The following is a 21,856-nucleotide window of genomic DNA, read 5'->3' as shown; positions in this document are numbered from 1 at the left end:
GTACCTGCGTCATCTGAGGGGAGTGTAAGAGCGTGAGCGTAACACGAATATAAACATGAGGACTGCCGTAAAGTGCCATTTTATCGCTTCAGGTGGGCGCTGTTTCCGGTCCGGACGTCGGCGCGGCGCCGGAACAGTCGGGCGCGCAGCCGGTCCGGCAGCAGCCAGATCATCAGGAACCGTGGCCACTCGAACAGCCGGGGCCGCAACCTCAGCAGGCGTCCCCCGATGGTCAGGAAGGCCTTCAGGGTGGGGGTCCGGGCCGCCAGCGGCGACACGAACGACACCAGAAAGCCGGCGTAGGCCCGGCGGCTCATCCGGCCGGCCCGGTAATGGCCCTCCGCCCACTCCAGCGAGTAGGCCCAGCGGCTGTTCCAGCTCATCTGCGGTCGGCCCGCCTCGAAGTAGTAGAGGATGGCCGGTTCCTGCAGCACCTCCACGCCCACCCCCGGATGCGCGCCGGCCCGCAGCAGCCAGTCGGTGTCCTGGTGCTTGGGCAGGCCGTCGGTGAACGGCACCTGCAGCAGCAGTGCGCGCGGCACCAGCAGGGTGGAGCAGGTTAGGCCGCACTCGCGCACTGAAGGCTGGTCGCGCGAGAGCAGGTAGTCGCCCAGCGGCTCGCCTTCGCGCAGCGGGCGGTGCAGGTTCGGCTCGTCGCCCTCCAGGGTACGAGTGAACCACTGGCTGGAGATGACCGGCCAGCGGAAACGGGAGCGACCGGCCAGTGCCAGCTGCCGTTCCAGCTTGTGCGGCAGCCACGCGTCGTCGTCGTCCAGAAAGGCGATCCACTCGCCGCCTGCAGCCTGCACGCCGGCGTTGCGGGCGGTGGCGCCGCCCTGGTTGCCCTCCAGGATCACGTGCCGGACGCGCGGGTCGGCCAGGGCCGAGAGCCGCGCCTCGGTTTCGGGGTCCGGGCCGCCGTCCTGCACCACGATCACTTCCAGGTTCGGGTACGTCTGGGCCAGGGCGCTGGGCAGCGAGCGTTCCATCAGCAGGTCGGGCCGCCGGTAGGTCGGGATAACCACCGAGATGAGGGGAAGTACGGTTTGGGACATCAGATTCCTTTCGGGGCCAGCCACGGCACAGAGGCCAGGAAGTGTCGCCGCTTCCTGGCCTCTGTGCTGAGCTGAACCGCGCCGTTCAGTCGGTGCTGCTCGCCAGCGTGGTGCCGGCCGTGTGGTCCAGCGGGGCGGCCGTCTGCGGCTGCCGGAAGGCCGCCACCGTCAGGCCCAGGCCCTCGTGCAGCGACTTGCTGGGGGCCCAGCCGAGCAGCTCGCGGGCGCGGCTGATGTCCGGCTTGCGCTGCATCGGGTCGTCCTGCGGCAGCGGCTCGAAGACCACCGGCAGTTGCGGGTTGATCGCCTCGCGGATCACCTCCGCGAACTGCAGGATGGTGTACTCGTCGGGGTTGCCCAGGTTGACCGGTTCGTGGAAGTCCACGCCCATCAGCCGGATGATGCCCTCGATCAGGTCAGTGACGTACTGGAAGCTGCGGGTCTGCGAGCCGTCGCCGTAGACGGTCAGCGCCTCGCCACGTAGCGCCTGGTTCACCAGGTTGGTCACCACCCGGCCGTCGTCGGCGCGCATCCGGGGGCCATAGGTGTTGAAGATGCGGATGACGCGCGTGTCCACCCCGCGGGAGCGGTGGTAGGCGAAGGTGATGGCCTCGGCGTAGCGCTTGGCCTCGTCGTAGCAGCTGCGCAGGCCGTTGGGGTTCACGTGGCCCCAGTAGCTTTCCGGCTGCGGGTGCACCTTCGGGTCGCCGTAGACCTCGCTGGTGCTGGCCAGCATGAACTTGGCGCCGTGCCGGCTGGCCAGCTCCAGGGCATTCTGGGTGCCCTGCGCGCCCACCATCAGCGTCTCGATCTGGTGCTGCTGGTAGTGCGGGGGGCTGGCGGGGCTGGCGAAGTGCAGCACCCAGTCCAGCGGCTCCTGCACCACCGGCATGTTGGTGGACACGTCGGCCTCGATGAAGCTGAAGCGGGGGTGGTCCAGGAACAGCTGCGTGTTGGCCGGCTGCCCGCTGATGTAGTTGTCCACCCCGATCACAGTGTGGCCGTCCGACAGCAGCCGCTCGGTCAGGTGGCTGCCGATGAAGCCGGCGCTGCCGGTCAGCAGCACTCTCATGCCTGGGCTCCGGTCGCGATGGTGACGGGGTGCTCCTCGGCCAGCACGTCGGCGTCCGGCAGGTGTGGCACGCCCACGCCGCTGCGCTTGCCGATCTGCTCCAGGGTGCAGCGGTCCGGCTGGGTGGTGATGATGTTGCGGGTGTCGATGATCAGACGGCCGCGCATGTCCACCAGCAGGGCGTTCCAGTCCAGCTCGCGGTACTCGTCCCACTCGGTGGCGATGATCACGGCGTCGGCGCCACGCACGGCGGCCCGCACCGACTCGGCCTCGGTGTAGCTCAGGTGCTGCCACTCGCGGCGGGCACGCGGCATCGCGATCGGGTCGTGGGCCACCACGGTGGCGCCCAGGGCCGTCAGGCGCTGGATGGTGTCGTGGGCCGGCGCGTCACGCAGGTCGTCGGTGTTGGGCTTGAAGGCCATGCCCAGGACGGCCACGCGCTTGCCCTTCAGCCGGTGCAGGTGCTGCTGCAGCTTGTTGATGATCAGGCTGCGCTGACGCTGGTTGACCGCGATGGCCGCTTCCAGGATCGGCATGCTGTAGCCGTACTCGGACCCGGTGCTGATCAGCGCCGAGGTGTCCTTGCCGAAGCAGCTGCCACCCCAGCCGGCGCCCGCGTTCAGGAAGCGGTGGCAGCTGCGCTTGTCGTGCCCGATGCCCTGCGTCACCTCGCTGATGTCGGCGCCGACCCGCTCGCACAGCCCGGCGATCTCGTTGGCGAAGCTGATCTTGAGTGCCAGGAACGCGTTGGCGGCGTACTTGATCATCTCGGCGCTGCTGAGCGCGGTGGCCACCAGCTCCGGGCGCTCGTAGTTGCTGGGCCGCGGCACGTACGCCGGCGCCTCAAAGCTCTGGTCGAGCAGCGGGGCGTACAGCAGGCGCATGCGCTCGATGCCCAGGCTGCTGTCGCTGCCCAGCACGATGCGGTCCGGGTACAGGCTGTCGTACAGCGCGGTGCCCTCACGCAGGAACTCGGGGTTGCTGACCACCAGGTACCGGCCGGAGCTGTACTCGCGGGCGTTGTCCTCGATGATGCGCGCCACCCAGTCACCGGTCCCCACCGGGACGGTGCTCTTGTTCACCACGACCTGCACTTTGCCGTTCAGGTTCTGGGCAATGCTGCGGGCCGCCTCCGCCACAAAGCGCAGGTTGGGCGAGCCGTCGGCGTTGGGCGGCGTGCCCACGCAGATAAAGATCACGTCCGCATCCGGGATGGCTGTGGTGTAATCGGTGGTCCAGCGCAGCCGGTCCTTGCTGTCGCGCAGCAGCTGGTCCAGGCCCGGCTCGTAGATGGGCAGCTCGCCCCCCGCGAGCATGTCCACCTTCGACTGGTCCACGTCCAGGCCGGTCACCTGATGGCCCAGGTAGGCCAGCATGATGGCGGTACCCAGTCCCACGTAGCCTGTGCCCACGACCGTTACCTTGAGCGGCTGCATCGTGTTCGTCTTGTCCGTTCCCGCCATCAAATCCTGTGACATAGTCTGGTCTCCTCGGTCGGTCTTGCGTGCCCTCAACGCTTCCCTCAAGCGGGTGTTCTCCACATCCGACGTGCATAGGGTAGGAAGACGGGCGCTAAAAAAAGGTAAAAGGCTGATGTGGACCGGCGGCCAAAAAGCGCAAAAAACCCGGCCTGGAGAGGGCCGGGGCTAGGTGAAATCTGCGTGAGAAATGGCAGGTGTTCGTCTGTTTTACGGCAGCGGGGTCACGTTGCTTAGCACGAACACGTAGTCGTTGTAGTCGCCGTTCTTGGACGGTTCGAAGGCCAGCAGGTACTGGCCGCTGAGCGTGGTCCCCGCCGGATCGCGCAGCGGGAACACCCGCACCGCGTGCTTGACCGCCGCCGTGTTGAGGCTGTCCTGGGTATAGGTGGTGCTGGGGCCGTAGCTGGTGGCCGCCACATACACCCCGAAACTGACGCTGCCCGGGTCAAAGCTGGTGCTGCCGCTCTGGAGCGCCGGGTAGAGCCGCTGCTCCTGGCCAGTGGTGATCACGGCCGTCTGATGCAGTGTGGGGGTGCTGCCGGGCGTGTAGTAGCCAAATGGCAGCGGGGCGTCCGGCGAGTAGCGGGCCACCGGGGTCAGCGTCACCGGGCCGCTGCCGGCTTTCTGGAACAGCGGCGCGCTGATCTCTTCGCCCACCCTGGCGGAGGTGGTGCCCAGCAGCAGCTGGTTCGGGAGGCCGTTGATGTGGTAGCCCAGCGCCTCCACGATCTGATACAGCGGCGGCTCGTTGTCGCCCTGTTCGCCCTTGGTGCTGAGCGCCCGGATGGCCAGACTGCGGCCTTCCACGCTCAGGTTGGCCTGCAGCACCCCGACGCTGGCGGTGGGTTTCCGCTGCACCTGAAGGCTGACGACCTGACCGGCGGCCACCGTCAGCGGAGTGGCCGGCGGACTCACCAGGACGAAGCTGTCCTTGTCGGTGCCGGTCAGGGTCCAGGCGGAGATGGTCAGCGGTCCGGTTCCGGTGTTGGTCAGCTGGACCGTCTGCACGGCGCTGGCCTGGGTGCTGACGCCGCTGAACACCAGCTGCTCCGGATTCAGCTGCAGCGCGCCCACCGGGGTCGGCGTGCTGGGTGACGTGACGGGCGGCTGGCCGAGGGGCGGCTCGGTAATGGTCTGGGTGCTGCAGCTCACGGCCAGCAGGCTGAAGCTCAGCATCAGGATGTATCGGTGCATGGGTCCTCCAGGACAGCGGGATGACGGCTCAGCGAAGAAAGAGCGTCGCAGGGGGCGGGGCAGCGGCCGGCGTCAGGCCGAGGAACCGGCCTGGGCGGGGCGCAGCTGCGGCTGGCGGTGGCGGCGTTCCAGCGCAAAACGGTAGATGTCCAGCTGCTGCTCGAAGTTGATGTCGGCGGTGTAGCGCTCCAGGAAGCGGGCCCGGGCCTGCCGGCTCAGCTGCGCGCGCAGCGCCGGGTCCTGCAGGCGCCGCACCTGGGCGGCCAGGTCCCGGGGATCGCCGGGGCGGAAGTGCAGGCCGCTCACCCCGTCCTCGACCACGCTGGTGAGCACCCCGATGCGGCTGGCCAGCACCGGCACGCCGGCCGCCGCCGCCTCGATGCTCACCAGCGTGAAGGTCTCATACCACTCGGAGGTCACGGTCAGCAGCGTGGCGCGGCCCATCAGGGCGGCCACTTCCTCGCTGCTGCGGCGGCCCAGCACCTCTACCCCAGGAATCCCGGCGGCCAGTTGCTGCACGTCCTCCAGCAGCGGCCCGTCTCCCACGATCTTGAGCGGCAGTTCGCGGCTCACCTCGCGCCAGGCCTCCAGCAGCGTCAGCACGCCCTTCTCGCGGGTCAGGCGGCCCACGTACAGGGCGTAGCCGCCGTCGCCCGCGCCCAGCCCCGGGTCGTGGGCCAGAAAGTTCGGCTTGACCCGCACGCTGGCGCGGTCCAGGCCCGCCTGGACCATCTTGTCGCGGCCAAAGTCGGTCAGGGCGATGTAGGCGTCTACCTGACGGCGATAGCTGCCGATGGTCCAGTGGGTGGCCTGCATCGCCGCCACCACCGCCGATCCGGCCCGGCTGTCCCGGTAGCAGCGGTGCTGCACTGCGCCCACTGCCACGCGCTTGCCCAGGCACTCCTCGCAGACGCGGCCCACCCCGTCGGCGTGCACCCGGTAGAGGGTGCTGGGCGCGCAGCTGAGCCGGAAGTTGTGCAGCGTCTGCACGGCGGCGGCCCCGGCGCGGCGCACCGCCCAGTACGCGGCCGGCGAGATCAGCGGAAAGGTGTTGTGGAAATGCACCACCTCAATGCCGTGGTCCTGCACCAGCCGCGCCAGATGACCGGCCTGCTGGCGGTTCCAGAGCGTCTGGGCCGCCACCTGCAGCTGGTTGTGGCCCTGGATGCTGTCATTGCTGACGCTGTAGGTGTGGATGTTCAGCCCGTGCCGGCGCAGATTCTCCTGCTCGGCCGCGAATACCTGGTCCTCGCCGCCCGGCTGCTGATAGGTGTTATGCACCAATAATACGTTCAAAACGGCCTCCCGGCTGCGCCGCCTCCCGGCAGACCAGATCGTAGACGCGGGCGTACTCGCGCGCCATCCGCTCCACGCCGTACTTGGCCGCAATCTCCGGCTGGATCGCCTGCGCCACCCGGCGGTAGCGCTCCGGCGCTTCCACCAGCCGGGCCAGCGCCTGGGCATAGTCCTCGATGTCCTCGCTGCGGGCGAACAGTGGATAGTCGTCCGGCAGCAGTTCCTGCAGCCCATTGATGCGGCTGGGCACCAGCGGCACGCCGCTGATCAGGGTCTCGATGGCCGTCAGGGCCAGTCCCTCGAAGCGCGACGGCATCAGGACCGCGTCGTAGTGGCCCAGCCGGGACGACAGCCCCGCCATCGGCGGCCCGATCCGCACATTCCATGGGGTGGTGGGCGCGCGGCCCTTGACCCAGTCGAGCAGCTGCGGCCACAGCGAGCCGCTGCCGTGCACGTCCAGTTCCACGGCGCGATACGTCAGCTGGCTGGCGCGCTCCACGATGGCGGGCAGCAGGTCCACGCCCTTCTGCGGTTCCATCCGTCCGGCGAACAGCAGCCGCACCGGACGCTTCGGGTCGTGCAGGTCGGCTGGTGCGGCCGGCGGCGGCACCGCCACCCCGTTCAGGATCACGCCGCAATGCGCGTCGTCAATGCGCGGCAGGCCGTAGTCCTCGCGCATCACCTGCAGCGCTTCCAGGCTGGCGGCCGAGCAGGCCGGCGCCCACATCTGCCCGGAGCGTTCCTCCACAAATTTGCCCACCCAGCGCCACTTGGGCCACATGCTGGTGTTGTGGACGGTGCGCATTGTCTGCACCCAGCGGGGCCGGGGAAACAGCGTCGAGAAGGCGTGGACGCCCTCCGGGATGTCGGTGTGCAGGTGCACCACGTCCGGCCGCAGCCACTGGATCAGCCGGGCCAGCCGGAAGCTCGCCTGCAGCATACCGCCGCGCTTGATGTCGATGCGGGTGCCGCTCACCACCGGCACGCCCAGCTGGTCGAGCCGGCGTTTCATGTCGCGGCCCACCTCGGTGTCGCGCACGCCGTACACCGCGAACACCGTGAAGTCATAGACCTGATGCAGCTGTTCGATGATCGACAGCGCCACCTGCTCGCCACCGCCCAGGTCCAGATGCGTGACCACGTGCAGAATTCTGGATTTCACGGCGCGCGGCCGGGGCGGTTCGGACGGTCGGACCGGGAACTGGGTCATGGCACCTCCTGAGCAGGGGTCCGGTGGGCGGCGGGCACGGTGCGGAACATGACGGCGGGGACACGGGACCCGGGTGAATGAGCGGGACGGACGCTGCGGGTCATGCGGGCGGCCCGTTGCGGGACCTGTTCACTCTCCAGTGGAGGGGGCCGCAGGCGGAGGCGGCCCGCCTGCGGGGCACACCGCTCAGCGCAGCAGTTCGGGCGCATCATCGTCCTGACCTGGCGTGGCCTGAGGCGGGGTAGGGAAGGGGAGAGCCGGGCCCGGCGACAGCGGCGTGCCGGACGCCAGCATCGGCGTCAGAGCGGGGGCCGGGCGCGGCTGGGCCGGCTGGACGAAGCGTTGCAACGGCTGGGCGGCCAGCTCACTGAGCGGCATGGTGTGCAGGCCGCGCCGCTGGAACTCGATCAGCGCCATCCCGAAGCCGAAGTAGGCCCAGAACCAGATGCCGCCCTGCGGCCCTTCCAGATACACGTCGAAGCTGGCGTTCACCATGAAGGCCGCCCAGCCGGCCAGCGTCCACAGGTTCAGCCGGGCCCAGTCCTGGCGCCCGCTGGCCCGGGCCCGCAGGAACGCCAGGAGCAGCAGCACGGCGAAGGTGGCCTGCACCAGCACCCAGACGGTGAAGCCCGGCACGCCGGAGCGGGCCAGCACGTTCATGTGGCCGTTGTGGGGGCTGCGCAGCGCGTTGCCCTGCACGTCACGGGCGCCCAGCTGGTAGCCGTCGGCGTCGGCGAGGTTGATGCCGTAGCCCTTGCCGGTCCAGAAATACGGGCCGTTCAGGGTGTAGTTCACGATGTCGGTCCACCAGTGCAGGCGCCAGCCGCGGGTGCCGTCGCGGCCCGCGTCGCCGGTGTTGCTCTCGGTGATGCTCTGGACGTTCAGCAGCAGCGTCTGGATCGAGACGGTGTTGCGCTGCTCCCCCACGCGAAACTGCACGTTGAACGCGAACAGCACGAAGAAGGTCAGGGTGACAGCGATGGCCGGTTTCCACCAGCGGCTGGCCGGCCGGCCCAGGAACACGATGGTCAGCGAGATCGCGATGGCCAGCAGCCCGGCCCGCACCCGGAACAGCGGGATGGCGGCGGTGGCCAGCCACAGCATCCACCACAGCCACTCGCGGCGCTGGCCCAGCTTCAGGAAGCGGCCCCGGTTCAGGCCCAGGTCGCGGTGCAGGCCCAGGATCAGCAGCGCGGCGATCATCGCCAGCATCACCGCCACGTCCCCGCCCTTCAGGTCGAAGATCTTGATGTTGCTGTTGCCCGGCAGGCGCAGGTTGTGCCGGCCCAGCGTCTCGCCCAGGATCACCACCACCGGCGCGGCGCACAGGTAGTACGGCACGAAGCGCGCGAAGCTGCGGAACGCCGTGATGACCCAGCCGTTCTGCAGCAGCAGCATCGCCACGATGATCGAGAACAGCCCGTAGCCCCACAGCACCGCGTCCCGCAGCGCGTCGATGCCGTAGGTGCCGACGTACGGCAGGGTGGCGGCCGCGCCGATCACCATCTGGACCAGCAGCAGGTACAGCAGCGGCGAGCGCGCCAGCACCGCGACGCGGCCGCGCATCAGGATCGCCAGCACACCCAGGCCCAGCGCCATCTCACCTACGAACAGCGGCGCGACGCCCAGGTAGGCGAAGGCCTTGCCCAGCAGCGCGTAGCCGGCCAGACAGATGCCCAGGAAGCCCAGCGCCAGCCGCGGCATCTGGTCGCGCAGGCTGATGGTCACGGCCAGCACGGTGGCCACCAGCATCAGCAGCGCCGTTGCCAGGGTATTCCAGTTGACCAGCAGCACGACAAGAACCGCCAGCCCCACCGCCCCCACCAGGCCCGGCAGGCCGCTGGGCACGGCAGGCCAGCTTCGTTTCGTCACACTTCGCACAGGAACACTCCTTCACAGGCCAGCAGGAAAGACGTCTTCGGCCGTTTCTGCCCACACCATGCCCAGCGGTCCGCTAACAAAAGGTAAACGCCGCTGGGCGGGGCCGGGCGCTGCCTGCGCACCACCAGCAGCCGGCGGGCGTCCAGGTTCCTGGTCGCCGGACTGCCGCCTGCTCCAATGCAACGAATTGTTTACGCTCCGGCGGGCAGTCTGGGCAGCACGTGATAGCCACGGGTGCAGTTTCCGAGGAGGCCAGGCCCCTCTGCACGCGCGAGGTTCCGGGAGGACCGAACACACTATGCTGAACCATCAGAAGCACCCCAATCCGTCCCACCCGCGTGGCCGCTCCGGGCTGAAGGTCCTGCTGGCCGGGACCCTGCTAACGGCGCTGATCGCCTGCAACACGCCCCCACCGCCAATTCAGCCTGTGGACGGCAAACCGGCCGCGCCCCAGGGCCTCAGCGCAGCGGCCAACGGCACCAGCATCACGCTCAAGTGGACCGCCAACACCGAGGCGACCCTGTCCGGCTACCTGGTGTACCGGGGCGGGGCCAACGGCGCGTTCACCAAGCTGACGGCCAGCCCCATCACCGCCACGGACTACACCGACAGCGGCCTGAACTACGCCACCACCTACCAGTATCAGGTGGTCGCGGTGAACAAGGTCGGGGAGTCGGCGGCCGCCACCGCCTCGGCCAAAACCGCGGACAAGCCGACCGGTCCGCAGCCCGCGCTGCAACTGGCGAATCCGGTGACGGTACCGTACCCGGACCGGCTGATCTTCAGCCGCATCCAGAACCCCAACCCCAGCATTCCCAACGTCACACACACCACCAACGTGCTGACGCTCAGCAACACTGGCGTGGCGCCGCTGGTCATCAGCGCCCTGACCCTGCAGGACGCCTGGCAGCTCGACAACCCGCCGGCGCTGCCGCTGACCATTGCCCCGGGAGCCAGCCAGAACCTGACGCTGCGCTTCACGGCCGGCAACACCGGGTACCACGCCGGCAGTCTGACCATCCAGTCCAACGACCCCACCACCCCCAGCCGGGTGGTGCAGCTGCGCGGGCTCTCGCAGGACCACTCGGAGGACAACCAGGAGCCGAGCCTGCCGGATCTCCTCAAGGCGCTGGGCTACCGCGTCAACCTGGTGGGCGGCCAAGTGGCCGACAGCGGCAGCGGCGCGTACGGCAGCTACCTGACCGTCAACCAGGACGGCCTGGTGAGGCGCCAGGGCGAGGAAGTGATGTCGGCCTACTGGCAGGCGGCCGACGCCAGTCAGAAGGTGCAGGTCACGCAGCTCGCCTCCTACCACACCCAGGGCAACACCGCCACGCTCAGCTGGTACAGCAAGGGCAAGACCACGGCCAACACCATCATGACGGCCGCTGGCGCGGAGGCTCAGAGCGTGCTGCCGCACCTGAACGGGTCTCCCACCCAGCTGGCCAACGCCTCGTTCACGCCAAGCTCGACCTTCGGCTTCAAGGTGGATGCCGAGTGGAGCGATCCGGCCAAGAACAGCCAGACCGCCGACATCAACCACGGCTGCACTCCCGGTCCCTGCGGTCAGCACCTGCGCTTCTGGCCGCTGCGTGACCGGACCGGTCAGCTGGTGCCCAACACCTACCTGCTGGGCATGGACTACTCGGGCATCAACTACGACTATCAGGACAACCTGTACCTGATCAGCAACATCAAGCCGGCGCCGATGCTGATTGATGTGGGCATGACCACCACCTACACCGACCCGGCCGGCAACGTCTGGCTGCCGGACCAGGACCAGAACAAGTACACGGTCTACACGCCCAGCACTGCCATTGCGGAGCCGTCCACCGCCTACACCGGCAGCATCGCCGGCACCACCAACCCGCAGCTGTACCGCACCTACCGCGGCAACGTGGGCACCAGCACCCCGCAGGACCAGCGGGTCATCGCCTTCAACATTCCGGTGGGCAACGGCACCTACAACCTGAACCTGCACTTCGCCGATCTGGCGCACACCACCAGCGGCCAGCGCGTGTTCGACGTCACGGTCGAGAACAAGCTGCAGGTGGACGACTTGGACATCGTGGCCCGCGCCGGCGGCGGCAAGACTGCCCTGGTGGTGCCGGTCAACGGGGTGCAGGTCACGGACGGCCTGCTCACCATCAGCCTCAAGGCCAGCATCGACTTCCCGTCCATCGCCGGCATCGAGATCATCCCGCAGTAAGCGTCATCCCGGCGCCTGGGCCAGTCACCTGCCGAACTGCTGCGGGGACTGGCCCGCGCTCTACCCCACACCGCTCCACGGAAGGCAGCCCACATGAGTGAATACAGACAGGAACAGCGGCCCGGCCGCGGGTGGCCCCGGAACGCCGGCCTGCTGCTCGGCACCCTCGCCATCCTGGCGGCCTGCAGCCAGAACCCACCGGTCACGCCCGGGCCGGGCAGCACCGATCCCTATGCCGGAACACCTTACGCCAACGGCGCGCGCGTGTTGTGGACCAATGCGCCGGGAACCCAGCCACTGCCCGAATACGGCGACCACGCGCTGTCCGAGCTGAACTGGAGCGCCGCCAGCAACAGCTGGGGGCCGGTGGAACGGGACCGCAGCAACGGCGAGGCGGCGGCCGGAGATGGTCAGCCGCTCCGTATTGGCGGCGTGGCCTACGGCCGTGGTCTGGGCGTTCACGCGGCCTCGGACCTCAGTTACACCCTGGGTGGGCACTGCACCAAGCTCACGGTCAAGGTCGGCGTGGACTCCGAGGTAGGCAGCAAGGGGAGCGTGGTGTTCCAAGTCTGGGACGGCACCACCCGGAAGCTCTCGGACAGCGGCGTGCTGAAGGGCGGCGCGGCGGCCAACGTGCTGACGGCCGACCTGAGCGGCGTGCAGACGCTGCGGCTGGTGGTCACCGACGCGGGCGACGGCATTGGCTTTGACCATGCCGACTGGGCCGACCCGGTGCTGTCCTGTCCGGCCCCGACGCCGCCCCCGCCCCCCCCGCCGCCACCCACCCTCAGCTACAGCAGCATGGCCGCCCAGCCTCAGGGGGTATCGGAAGCGCAGGGGCGGGTGGTGAAGGGCAAGCTCTACACCTTCGGCGGCTTCGACAGCCTCAAGAGCTGCTGCACCCCCACCGACCGTGCCTACGTCTACGACCCGGCCGTGAACCGCTGGGCTTCCATCGCACCCATGCCGGATCACGGGGCCACCCACGCCGGCATGACCACCGACGGTACTTTCATCTACTACGCGGGCGGTTATGTGGCCAACAGCACCTGGACGGCGCAGGTGTTCGGCACCCGGGCGGTCTGGCGTTACGACCCGGCCGCCAACAGCTACACCCGGCTCCCGGACCTGCCGGTCACCAGCGCGGCCGGTCAGCTGGAATACCTGAACGGCAAACTGCACTACTTCGGGGGCACCAACCAGGCCCGGACCGCCGACATCGCCGACCACTACGTGCTGGACCTGGCGGGACAGGCCACCGCCTGGACGGTGGCCGCCCCGATGCCCGCGCCGCGCAATCACCTGGGCTCGGTGGTGCTGGACGGCTTCATCTACGCCATCGGCGGGCAGAATGGCCACGATGCCGCCCTGGTCACCCGCAGTGACGTGTACCGCTACGACCCGGCCAGCGACCGCTGGACCACGCTGGCGTCGCTGCCCCGGGCACGCAGCCACATCGCCAACTCCACCTTTGTGTGGCAAGGACGTATACTGGTGGCCGGTGGCGAAACGGCTCACAATGTGGCCATTTCCGACGTCTCTGCCTATAACCCGGCCACCAATACCTGGACCGAATGGACGCCTCTGCCGTTCGCCCGCGTGTCAGGTGTGGCAGCCGCGACGGACGGCACTCATTTCGTCTTCACCGGAGGCAACGAGAACAATACGGCGCAGAGTACAGGACGGGTGGCCAGCCTGCCCTGACCAGCGCCTCAAGCAGGCGGACGCGACGTGACGCCGTGGCCGTTTCTTCATGAACCAGGATGGTCGCCTTAAACCGTGATTAAGGATGTGAACTGTCAGACAATGAAGGGTACGCTGAGACGGCTCAATGAGGTCGCAGTGAAACGCGGCTGAACCGTGAGCTTGCCAGGTTCATCCCCCGTTTCTCACAGGGGGCCTCGCCGCCCCGCACATTCCCTCTTTCTCTGCGTTCGTTGATAGTCGTCCTGATCTGTCCTCTCCTGCGTCCTGCGCTGTCCTGAACCGTTCTCCTGCTCGTTGGAGGTTTTGAGTGCTCACTGTTCACCTGCTCGGCCACGCCCACGTGACCCAGAATGGCCAGCCTGTTCCCCTGTCGGCCAAAGCGGTGGCCCTGATCGCCTATCTGGCCACCGAAAAGCTGCCCCAGCACCGCGAGCGTCTCGCGGATCTGCTCTGGAACACCTCCGAGGCGCGCACCAACCTGCGGGTTGAGCTGGCGCGCATCCGTTCGGCCGGGCTGAACGTCTTTCCATCCAGCCGGCAGCTGCTGTATCTGGAGAGCGTCGGCACCGACATCGACCACTGGCGCGCCCAGGCCGACACCGAGATGAACCAGACGCAGCTCTCGTCGTGGCTGGCCACCCTGCGTGGCCTGCCGCTGTGTGGTCTGGAGGATCTGGGCAGCACCGCGTTTCAGGTGTGGGTGGAACAGCAGCGCTGGATGCTGTGCGAGCAGGTGGAGCAGAGCCTCGCGCGCGTGTACTGGCGCTACGCCCAGGCCGGACAGGACTGGGCCACCCGCCTGATCTCGGCGCGGGCCGAGGCGGTGGGCTTCGCCGATCCGGCCGAGCTGGATGCCCCTGAGGTCGAAGCCTCAGAGCTGGCCGTCTCGGCGGCCTCGGCGGAGCAGCGTGCTGCGCCGGCCCCCTCGGCTCCGGCCCGCATCAGCCTGCCGGAGCCGGCCCCGGCGCCGCGTGCCGCAGAAGCGCTTCCAGCTGCGCGTGTCCGGCAGCCGGAGCCCAGTGGCGCGCCGCGCCCGGTGGTGTTCGAGCGGCCCCACGAGGAAGCCCTGCTGACGTCGATGCTGGAGCGGGCCCAGAAGCAGCCTCAGCTGGTGCTGCTGCATGGCCCCCCCGGCATGGGGAAGAGCCATCTGGTGCGGCGGGTGGCGGCCCAGCATCCGCAGTGGCAGGAACTTCGGCTGGGCGGTGGCAAGTCCGGCCGCCTGGTGCTGGCCGCGCTGGCGCAGGCGTTGATCCGCTGCTCGGACGCGGAGGGTGCTGAGATTCTTCAGCGGGTGCTGCTGAGCCCCGGCACGCTGGAGGAGGACGCGGTGAAGCTGGCGGTGGCGTATGCCCGCTGTGCCCAGCCGCTGCTGCTGGTGTGTGAGGAGGTGCAGAACGCCCCCCAGGAGCTGGCCGACCTGCTGCTGTTCATGATTCAGATGCCCAGCGAGGGGCCGCGCGCGTTCCTGCTGCTGTGCCGGGAACAGCCGGACCGGCTGCCGCTGACCCGTGGCCTGTGGCAGCGCCTGCCGGCTGAGCAGCGCAGCGTCATTGAGCTGCCGATGCTGACGCGGGCCAGCATTCAGCGCGCGCTGGAGCAGCGCTTTCCGCAGGAGCCGGCCCGCCGTCTGCAGGCCAGCGCCTCGCGGCTGCTGCAGCGCAGCGGCGGCAATCCGCTGCATCTGGTGACGCTGCTGGACGGCGTGACCGAACTGGAGCGGATTGGCGGCACCACGCTGCCCCAGGCGGTGCGCGAGAGCTACGGCAGCGAGGCCGACAGCTGGCGGGCCGGGTTGCAGGGAGCCATGGGCCGCCTGAGCGTCATCAACGGCAGTTTTGACCGTGTGGTCGCGCAGCGGGTGCTGAACGAGCTGACCCCGGCCCAGGTGGACGCGCTGCTGTGTGAGGCGCTGGACCGGCAGCTGCTGTGCGAGGTGGAGCCGGGCACCGCCCTGCGCGTTCCGGACCTGACCGTGCAGCGGGCCGGGGCCGAGGGCGAGCCGCAGTACATGTTCCGCAACGAGGGCCTGCGTATCACGCTGGCCGGTCAACTGCCGCAGCTGATCCGCCAGGACGTGCGCCGTCAGCTGATGGACACCTTCGCCGAATCGGCCCCGGGGCTGGCGAGTTACTACGCCGAACGCGCCGGCCTCACGGAGCGGGCGCGCGAGCTGCTGCAGGTGCATCAGTCGGCGCTCGGCGCGGCACATCCGCTGGTGCAGCCGGGCCGCACGCCGGTGGCGCCGGTGGCCTACGCCGCGCCGATCGAGCCGCCGCGCAACGTGCAGCAGGTACGGCCCCCGGTGTCGCACCTGGGCTACTCGGTGCTGATGGACGGCGGCTGGCTGACGGTGGTCAGCGATGGCCGTTTCGGGCCGCCCCAGACCCTCGACCTGCTGTTCGAGCTGCCGGAGGGTCTCGGCACGACCGACGTGAGCCTGGTCTGGCGGATGGACACCTACGGCAGTGGGGAAGAGGTGCGCCCCAGCCTGGTGCCGTTCCCGCTGCGTCTGCAGGTGGCCGGGTCCCGGACCGCCCACGTCTTCTCGCCTCAGCTGCAGACGGGCTTCGAGGCGGAGGGGCTGAGCCACGTGGCCCACCCGCGCGTCGGGGTGGCCAGCTGGATGGAGCACCATTTCCAGCTGGACGTGGCGGGCGCCCGGCAGCTGATCTGCAGCGTGCGCGCCATTGACCTGTCGATGAGCCTGGGCCGGCTGGTGGTGGGCGGTCGTGAACTGCTGCCGGTGGGGACGGCCGTCCACCATCCGGCGGAGGGCTACGCCGCCGGGGCTGCTGCGCTCCTGTAACTTCACCAGCTGAACAGCGAAGGGGCCGGCACGTATATGCCGGCCCCTTGCTGATGGTGCGAGTCAGGGTAGGCGGTCGTACCGGAACACCGACACCTGGTAGCCGTCGCCGCTGTCAGAGGTCACGCGCACCGACTCCAGGGTGCTCTGCTCCGGCTTGAGCTCGTAGTAGAAGCTGGTGGTGTAGCGGTCCTTGACCGCTTCGTCTTTTCTCCAGACCGCCACCTTCTCCTCGGCGCCGCTGTAGTGGAGCGTCAGGCTGTAGTTCTGGGTCTTTTTGCCGGTGAAGGTCACGCGCAGGTAATAGCGCGCCGTCTTGTCGAGCGGCACGTTCATGGTGGTCGGCTGGGCATTCGGCGTGTCGACCGTGGCGGTGGCCAGCGGGCTGGAGGTGTGATAGGCGCTGTAGAAGGTCGGCTTGTACTCGCGCGTCTCGTTGGACCCCATCAGCACGTTCAGTGACGTCCAGATCAGGATGGAGGGCTTGTGGTCCTGGGGCCCCAGGCTGGCGTACAGCGCGGGAAACGCCGAACAGCAGCCGCCGCCGTTGATGCTCATGTTCTGGATCGGGGCCTTGAGCAGCGCACTCACCACCTGCGGAAAGCCGAAGTAATCGATGCTGAAGCTGTCACCGATGGCGTAGATGTCAATCGGCTCGTCGCCCAGCAGATCGCCGGAGCCGCTGGTCACGGCCTTATAGAACACGCGCTGTTCGCTGGACGGAAAGCTGTACTGACAGTGCTTCTGCAGTTCGTCGGCAATGGAGCCGCCGTAGTTTCGGGTTTCGCGTTGCAGATCCACCGTGGCCTGCTTGGGGTAGCCGCGCCCCAGACCGATGACCGCCTCCGCCGTCTTCTGGGCGGTCAGTTCCAGGGCGGCGCTGGTCCAGTGATGGTCGCGGCGCGCAAAGAAGGTCTGCCCGGCCGGCATGCTGCGGGCCAGGGCGTCCAGGTCCTGCACCACTATGCCGGCCTCGCGCATGGCCGCAACCTCTGCCTGATACTGTTGCCGGGCCTGGACCGGGTTGTATTTGTTCTCCGGCGGATGCTGCGCGTCGTACAGCAGGGAGGCCTTGAACGGCACCGGGTTCACGATCAGCGTCACGCCCTCGCGTCGGAGCATCCGTCCGAACTCCTGCAGGTTCTGCCGGTCGGTGTCGTTGAGCTGGCGATACATGTCAAATTCCGGTTTGACCAGATAGGTGTCGCCCACGCGGGTGATGTAGGTGGAACCTTTGGGATTCCGGACGGCGTCGCACAGCGCCGGATCGTCCGAACGGGCGGCAGCGCCACCGGCACCGGCCAGCAGCGCCAGCAGCGCTGCTCGCAGCACAGGAATCAGCGCGGCCCGCCGGAAAGACAATGGAGAAGCCAGGGTCAGCGCTTGCATAGGCTGACGCTGTCCTGGGGATTCATGGCGTGGTCGGTGCTGACCTGCAGGTCCTTGACCGTTCTGTCGGCCGGCAGGCTGACGTAGAAGTTGCGCCGGTCGCCCTTGAAATAGTCGGCGTTGCTGCGGTTGAGGGTCATCTTCTCGCTGGTCCCGTCCTGGTAATCCAGCGTCAGTTTGACCTTCTGGGTGTCCTGAGTGAATGCCAGATGCACCGCGCTGTGCGCCGCTCCATCCGCCTGGAAGGTGACAGCGGCCTCGGCGGCGGACTGCACAGCCTGGACCGGCCCTGGGCAGCCGCGCAGCGTGGCGGTGATCTGCCGGTACTGATTCGCGTCATTGGGGACTGCGCCCATGAACGGTACCACCACGACCTGGGGCAGGCTGTGGTTGACGGCCGGGTCGGCGAGGTACCCGGTCAGCGCGCCGAGGGAGCCGCCGCCGGCCAGCGAGTAATTGACCGTGTTGAGTTTGGTGTTCCATTCCAGCAGCGGCGCAAAGTTGTTGTCCGGATAAGCCAGCCCGAAGCTGTCGCCGAACACGCCGATGGTGGCCACCGTGTCGTCCAGCAGGCCGGTCTGCTTGGTGTAGCGCACCTTGTAGGCGGGCGACGAGGCCGCCCGCGAGCCGCAGGCTTTGGTGTAGCGGTCGGCGAAGGCACCGGAGTTGAAGCCTTCCTTCTTCAGCGAGAAACCGTCCATCTTGACGGTCAGCTTGTTCAGCCCCGGCAATTTCAGCGCGCTGATGGCCTGAGCGACCACCGGCGCGATGACCTGCACGCCGGAGGTGGTCCAGTGGTGGTCGCGCGGGTAGAAGAACTCCTCGCCGGTCTCGCTGGTGCTGTAGTTCTCCACGGACGGCAGCAGGTCGACCACCGTCACGCCGGTGGCCCGGGCCGCCTGGATCATGGTCTGCCAGCTCTGCTTGTACGTCTCGGGAGAGAACTTCAGGTTCGGGTAGAGGGTGGGGTCAATCTTGGACAGGTACTTGTACGGCCGCGACGGCACCGGCACCAGCACCAGGGTGCTGCCCCTGGCCCGGAAGGCTTCGTTCAGCTCTTGCAGGGCGGCGGTGGCACTGAACGAGAAGGTGTCGTTGAATTCCCACGGCTCGAACATCCAGCCGTCGGTGCCGAAGGTCATGTCCGCCACCTTGGCGCACGGTTCGTAGGTGCGTCCATGTGCCGGTGACGTCGGCAGCGGCGGTGCCGGCCCGGGCCAGGGCCAGGGTGCCCCCCACGGCCAGCAGCAACAAGGTGGTCTGCATCTTCTTCATTGGTCGCCTCCTGAAGACGGGGCTGGTGAGGGGTCAGGGCGTGGGCGTGTCCAGGAACCGTTCCGGAATTTCCCAGATCAGCAGCTGAGGCGGCTGGGTGCGGAAGGTCTCGCTGGTGAGGTACTGCTGCATCGGCACGATCGGGCCCTTGCCCTCAAGGGAAACGTTCAGCACGTCGCTGGCCACGGCCGTCTTGAGGGCCCCCTCGAAATTCCAGCTCTGAATCGCGCTGTAACTCGTACCCACCAGTGTGACCGCCACCGCGTCGTCGCCGAGCAGGCCGCCGCCCGCGTCGTCCGTGCGGGTGGTCGCTGGGATGCTCAGCGGCTCACGCTGCGGCCCCATCCGGTCCTTAAGGGCGCCCACCCGCACGAAGCTCAGCAGGTCACCCGAGTAGGAGGTGGCCGGACGGGTCGTGGTCTCAAAGGTGTTGTGCGGCAGCTGCAGATCCGGATAGTGCTGGCGGATGCTGGCCGCCACGCTGCGGGCGGCGGCGCTGGCGCCGAGCGGAGTCCAGTGGGTGTCGGTATGCAGGAACACGTCGCCCTGCGGCTTGGCCGCCTGCAGCGCGCCTTGCAGGTTCGGTGCGGGAATGTTCAGGTGTGCCAGCCGCTGGAGGAACTGCTGGTACACCTGGGCCTTGACTGCAGGCACGCGGTAGCGGCCCAGATGCTCTGAGTACACCCGCGCCTTGGCCGGCACCAGCGCCACCACCAGCCGGGTGCCGTGGGCGGCCAGCTGATCGCGCACCTGCCGGATGTACTGGAGTTTGCTGGTCACCTCCCGGGCATCGTCGGGGGTGGTCAGGAACTCCTCAGTGGTGTAGAGCCAGTCGCCGTCCCCGATCAGCACGCCAGGCCGTCCCTCGCGGAACAGCGCGTAGTTGATCAGCCCCCAGGTGTCGATGCCGGGATCACGCACCGGGTGGTGGGCGTCATAGTTGTGCTCGAAGGTGGCCTGGGCGCTGCCCTGCATCACGCTCTGGCCCACCGGCCGCACCCAGATCTTGGCGCCCTTGTCGCCCAGCACGGACAGCACGGCGCCGGCCCCCACCACCGCCACCAGAAACAGGCCCGGCAGTGCCCGCATCAGGGCGGGCGTGGACATGGCCGGTTGAAGGTCGGCGCTGGCGCTGGGGTCGGGGCTGGCGGGGGTGGACGGCCGGGGCTGTTCACGCATCAGGTCGGTCATGGCTGGGGCCTCATCGTGACGGGGAGTGAGCATCTCAGAACTGGAAGTACAGGAAGGGGGTGTAGCTCTGGGCGGAGAGTTTCAGGATCGCCATCACGAACAGCGGCATCAGCAGCAGGGTGGCGGTGCTGGCCAGCGCGGGGCGGCGCAGGGTGCGGCTCATGTCGCCCACCCGGTTGCCCCACCACGGCGCCACATACACCAGCACCAGCGCGATCAGCATCGTCACCAGGGTGCTGCCCTGCACCTGCCACGCCAGCGTGTCAGACAGGCCCGCTCCGTTGAGCCCGAACATCCCTCGGTACATCCGGAACGCGTCGTGTACATTGTCGGCGCGGAACATCACCCAACCGAGCATTACCAGCAGCATGGTGCCGGGGATGGTCAGCCACACCGGGCTGGGCTTCCACAGCTTCGCTTCCTTCAGGCGGCGCTCGGCGGCCAGGATGCTGCCGTGCCACGCACCCCACAGCACGAAGGTCCAGTTGGCGCCGTGCCACAGCCCGCCCAGCAGCATGGTCAGGAACAGGTTGATGTACGTGCGCACCCGGCCGCGGCGGTTGCCGCCCAGGCTGAAGTACAGGTACTCCATCAGCCAGCTCGACAGGCTCATGTGCCAGCGCTTCCAGAACTCGGTGATGCTGCGGCTGATGTACGGGTGGTTGAAGTTCTCCGGGAACTTGAAGCCCATCATCGCGGCCAGCCCGATGGCCATGTCGCTGTAGCCGGAGAAGTCAAAGTACAGCTGCAGCGTGTAGGCCAGCGCGCCCAGCCACGCGTCCGCCAGGGTCGGGTCCGGGGTGGCGAAGGCCACCTTGACCAGTGGCGCGATGGTGTCAGCGATCAGCACCTTCTTGGCGAAGCCGGTCATGAAGCGGGTCGCGCCGTAGCTGAACTTCTCCAGCGTGTGGGTGCGGTGCCGGAACTGATCGGCCAGCAGGTTGTACTTCAGCACCGGCCCGGCGATCAGGTGCGGAAACAGCGCGATGAACGCCGCGAAATCCAGCGGGTTGCGGGTGGGCGGTTCGCCGCCCCGGTACACATCCACCACGTAGCTGATGGCGTGGAACACGAAGAAGCTCAGCCCGATCGGCAGCAGCACCGGGGTCCAGCTGAACGGCTGCAGTCCCACCGCGGTGATGGCCGCGTTAAAGCTGTCGATGCCGAAGTTGGCGTACTTGAAGTACCCCAGCGCGCACAGGTTCAGCGTCACGCTGGCGATGATCAGCAGCCGTTTGCGCGGTGGCGGCGCGGCGTGAATCCACAGGCCGAACAAGTAGGCGGCGGCCGTGACGGCCACCAGCAGCCACAGGAAGTCCAGCCGCCACCAGCTGTAGAGCGCGTAGCTGCCCACCAGGATCCAGCCGCTCCGGGCCCGGAACGGCAACAGGTAATACACCGCCAGAAACACCGGCAGGAACGCGAACAGAAAGATGTTGCTGCTGAAAACCACCCTGAGACCTCCCTTGCGTGCGCGGCCTGAAGCTTACTTCGGCATGCTGGCGGTGCTGCTCTGCGTCAGGGTGGCGCCGTTCTCGGTCACCACGATGGCGTAGGCCGAGCCGCGTTCCAGCTGGGTCTTCTTGAAGGTCGCCAGGGCCTTGTTCTGGTTAAAGACCGCCAGGTCCACGGTGATGCCGTTCACGGCGCGGTTGGCGCTGGTCATGGGCGCCACGCCCTCCAGTACCCGGGTCTTGCCGTCAGCCGTGGCCAAGTCGATCAGCGGCGTGCTGCTCAGGTTGTAGACCACCAGCAGCGCCTTGGCGCGGTTGTCGGCGTTGGGGTCGTCCATCAGCCGGAAGGTCTTGCCGGTCCAGACCAGCGAGTAGAACTTTCCGGCACTCACGTTGACCTGCTGCGTGACGCTGCCCACATGCACGCTGACCGCGCCCTGCGGAATGATCTGGTAGGTACCCACACCGGCCTTTGCCGCCGTGACGGCCGAGCTGCCGATGGTCCCGCTGGCTGCGGTGGCCGTCGCGTTGATCAGCCGGACGAACGCACTGTTCGGAGGGGGGGCCGGAGCGTACAGGCTGGTGGTGTCCTGAGCAGAAGCCGTGCCGCTCGCGAGCACCAGCATGAGAACC

The 21,856-nt window shown here is 68.2% G+C and carries 15 protein-coding genes; 3 read left to right on the top strand and 12 right to left on the bottom strand.

Annotated elements, in window-relative coordinates:
- Positions 1–80 precede the first annotated feature (80 nt).
- The 7 genes from ABOD76_RS08575 to ABOD76_RS08545 form a co-directional block, all read right to left on the bottom strand.
- Complete coding sequence (locus ABOD76_RS08575) at positions 81–1,055, bottom strand: glycosyltransferase family 2 protein (RefSeq protein WP_350244412.1); 975 nt, start codon at positions 1,053–1,055, stop codon at positions 81–83.
- An 85-nt stretch (positions 1,056–1,140) separates the two neighbouring features.
- Positions 1,141–2,127: a UDP-glucuronic acid decarboxylase family protein gene (locus ABOD76_RS08570; protein ID WP_350244411.1), complete on the bottom strand. Its 987-nt coding sequence runs from the start codon at positions 2,125–2,127 to the stop codon at positions 1,141–1,143.
- Positions 2,124–3,605 carry a UDP-glucose dehydrogenase family protein gene (locus tag ABOD76_RS08565; RefSeq protein WP_350244410.1) on the bottom strand — a complete coding sequence of 494 codons (1,482 nt, stop codon included), beginning with the start codon at positions 3,603–3,605 and terminating at the stop codon, positions 2,124–2,126. Before ABOD76_RS08565 ends, ABOD76_RS08570 begins: the two co-directional genes overlap by 4 nt.
- 210 nt (positions 3,606–3,815) lie before the next feature.
- Entirely contained in the window at positions 3,816–4,802 is a 987-nt protein-coding gene (locus tag ABOD76_RS08560) for a choice-of-anchor D domain-containing protein (RefSeq protein ID WP_350244409.1), read from the bottom strand.
- A 72-nt stretch (positions 4,803–4,874) separates the two neighbouring features.
- Positions 4,875–6,098, bottom strand: a complete 1,224-nt coding sequence (locus tag ABOD76_RS08555; protein ID WP_350244408.1) for a glycosyltransferase family 4 protein — start codon at positions 6,096–6,098, stop codon at positions 4,875–4,877.
- Positions 6,076–7,308: a glycosyltransferase family 4 protein gene (locus ABOD76_RS08550; protein ID WP_350244407.1), complete on the bottom strand. Its 1,233-nt coding sequence runs from the start codon at positions 7,306–7,308 to the stop codon at positions 6,076–6,078. The genes ABOD76_RS08555 and ABOD76_RS08550 overlap by 23 nt, the downstream gene beginning before the upstream one ends.
- A gap of 186 nt (positions 7,309–7,494) precedes the next feature.
- Positions 7,495–9,180: an O-antigen ligase family protein gene (locus tag ABOD76_RS08545; protein ID WP_350244406.1), complete on the bottom strand. Its 1,686-nt coding sequence runs from the start codon at positions 9,178–9,180 to the stop codon at positions 7,495–7,497.
- A gap of 307 nt (positions 9,181–9,487) precedes the next feature.
- On the opposite strand from ABOD76_RS08545, the gene ABOD76_RS08540 reads away from it, so the two are divergent.
- The 3 genes from ABOD76_RS08540 to ABOD76_RS08530 all read left to right on the top strand — a co-directional run bounded on the left by ABOD76_RS08540 (position 9,488) and on the right by ABOD76_RS08530 (position 15,914).
- The gene (locus tag ABOD76_RS08540; protein WP_350244405.1) at positions 9,488–11,398 is read left to right on the top strand and encodes a malectin domain-containing carbohydrate-binding protein; all 1,911 of its coding nucleotides are present in this window, start codon (positions 9,488–9,490) and stop codon (positions 11,396–11,398) included.
- A gap of 93 nt (positions 11,399–11,491) precedes the next feature.
- Positions 11,492–13,102 (top strand): NPCBM/NEW2 domain-containing protein, encoded by a 1,611-nt coding sequence (locus ABOD76_RS08535; RefSeq protein WP_350244404.1) that lies wholly within the window; start codon positions 11,492–11,494, stop codon positions 13,100–13,102.
- 310 nt (positions 13,103–13,412) lie between these two features.
- On the top strand, positions 13,413–15,914 hold the full coding sequence (locus tag ABOD76_RS08530) for an AAA family ATPase (RefSeq protein ID WP_350244403.1): 2,502 nt from the start codon (positions 13,413–13,415) through the stop codon (positions 15,912–15,914).
- Between the two features lie 63 nt (positions 15,915–15,977).
- Here ABOD76_RS08530 and ABOD76_RS08525 read toward each other — a convergent pair whose 3' ends face one another.
- From ABOD76_RS08525 to ABOD76_RS08505, 5 genes are all read right to left on the bottom strand, one after another.
- Positions 15,978–17,303, bottom strand: coding sequence for an alginate O-acetyltransferase AlgX-related protein (locus ABOD76_RS08525; RefSeq protein ID WP_350244402.1), 1,326 nt, complete (start codon positions 17,301–17,303; stop codon positions 15,978–15,980).
- Positions 17,291–18,445, bottom strand: coding sequence for an alginate O-acetyltransferase AlgX-related protein (locus ABOD76_RS08520; RefSeq protein ID WP_350244401.1), 1,155 nt, complete (start codon positions 18,443–18,445; stop codon positions 17,291–17,293). The genes ABOD76_RS08525 and ABOD76_RS08520 overlap by 13 nt, the downstream gene beginning before the upstream one ends.
- Positions 18,446–18,611: 166 nt before the next feature.
- Complete coding sequence (locus ABOD76_RS08515; RefSeq protein ID WP_350244400.1) at positions 18,612–19,769, bottom strand: alginate O-acetyltransferase; 1,158 nt, start codon at positions 19,767–19,769, stop codon at positions 18,612–18,614.
- A 34-nt stretch (positions 19,770–19,803) separates the two neighbouring features.
- Positions 19,804–21,222 (bottom strand): MBOAT family O-acyltransferase, encoded by a 1,419-nt coding sequence (locus ABOD76_RS08510; RefSeq protein ID WP_350244399.1) that lies wholly within the window; start codon positions 21,220–21,222, stop codon positions 19,804–19,806.
- Between the two features lie 33 nt (positions 21,223–21,255).
- Positions 21,256–21,849 carry an alginate O-acetyltransferase AlgF gene (locus tag ABOD76_RS08505; protein WP_350244398.1) on the bottom strand — a complete coding sequence of 198 codons (594 nt, stop codon included), beginning with the start codon at positions 21,847–21,849 and terminating at the stop codon, positions 21,256–21,258.
- Between the last annotated feature and the right edge of the window lie 7 nt (positions 21,850–21,856).

It is taken from the genome of Deinococcus sonorensis KR-87, from assembly GCF_040256395.1.
Taxonomy (GTDB): Bacteria; Deinococcota; Deinococci; order Deinococcales; family Deinococcaceae; genus Deinococcus; species Deinococcus sonorensis.
The sequence above is the reverse complement of the archived record's forward strand: the minus strand, read 5'-3'. Positions and strand labels throughout refer to the sequence as shown.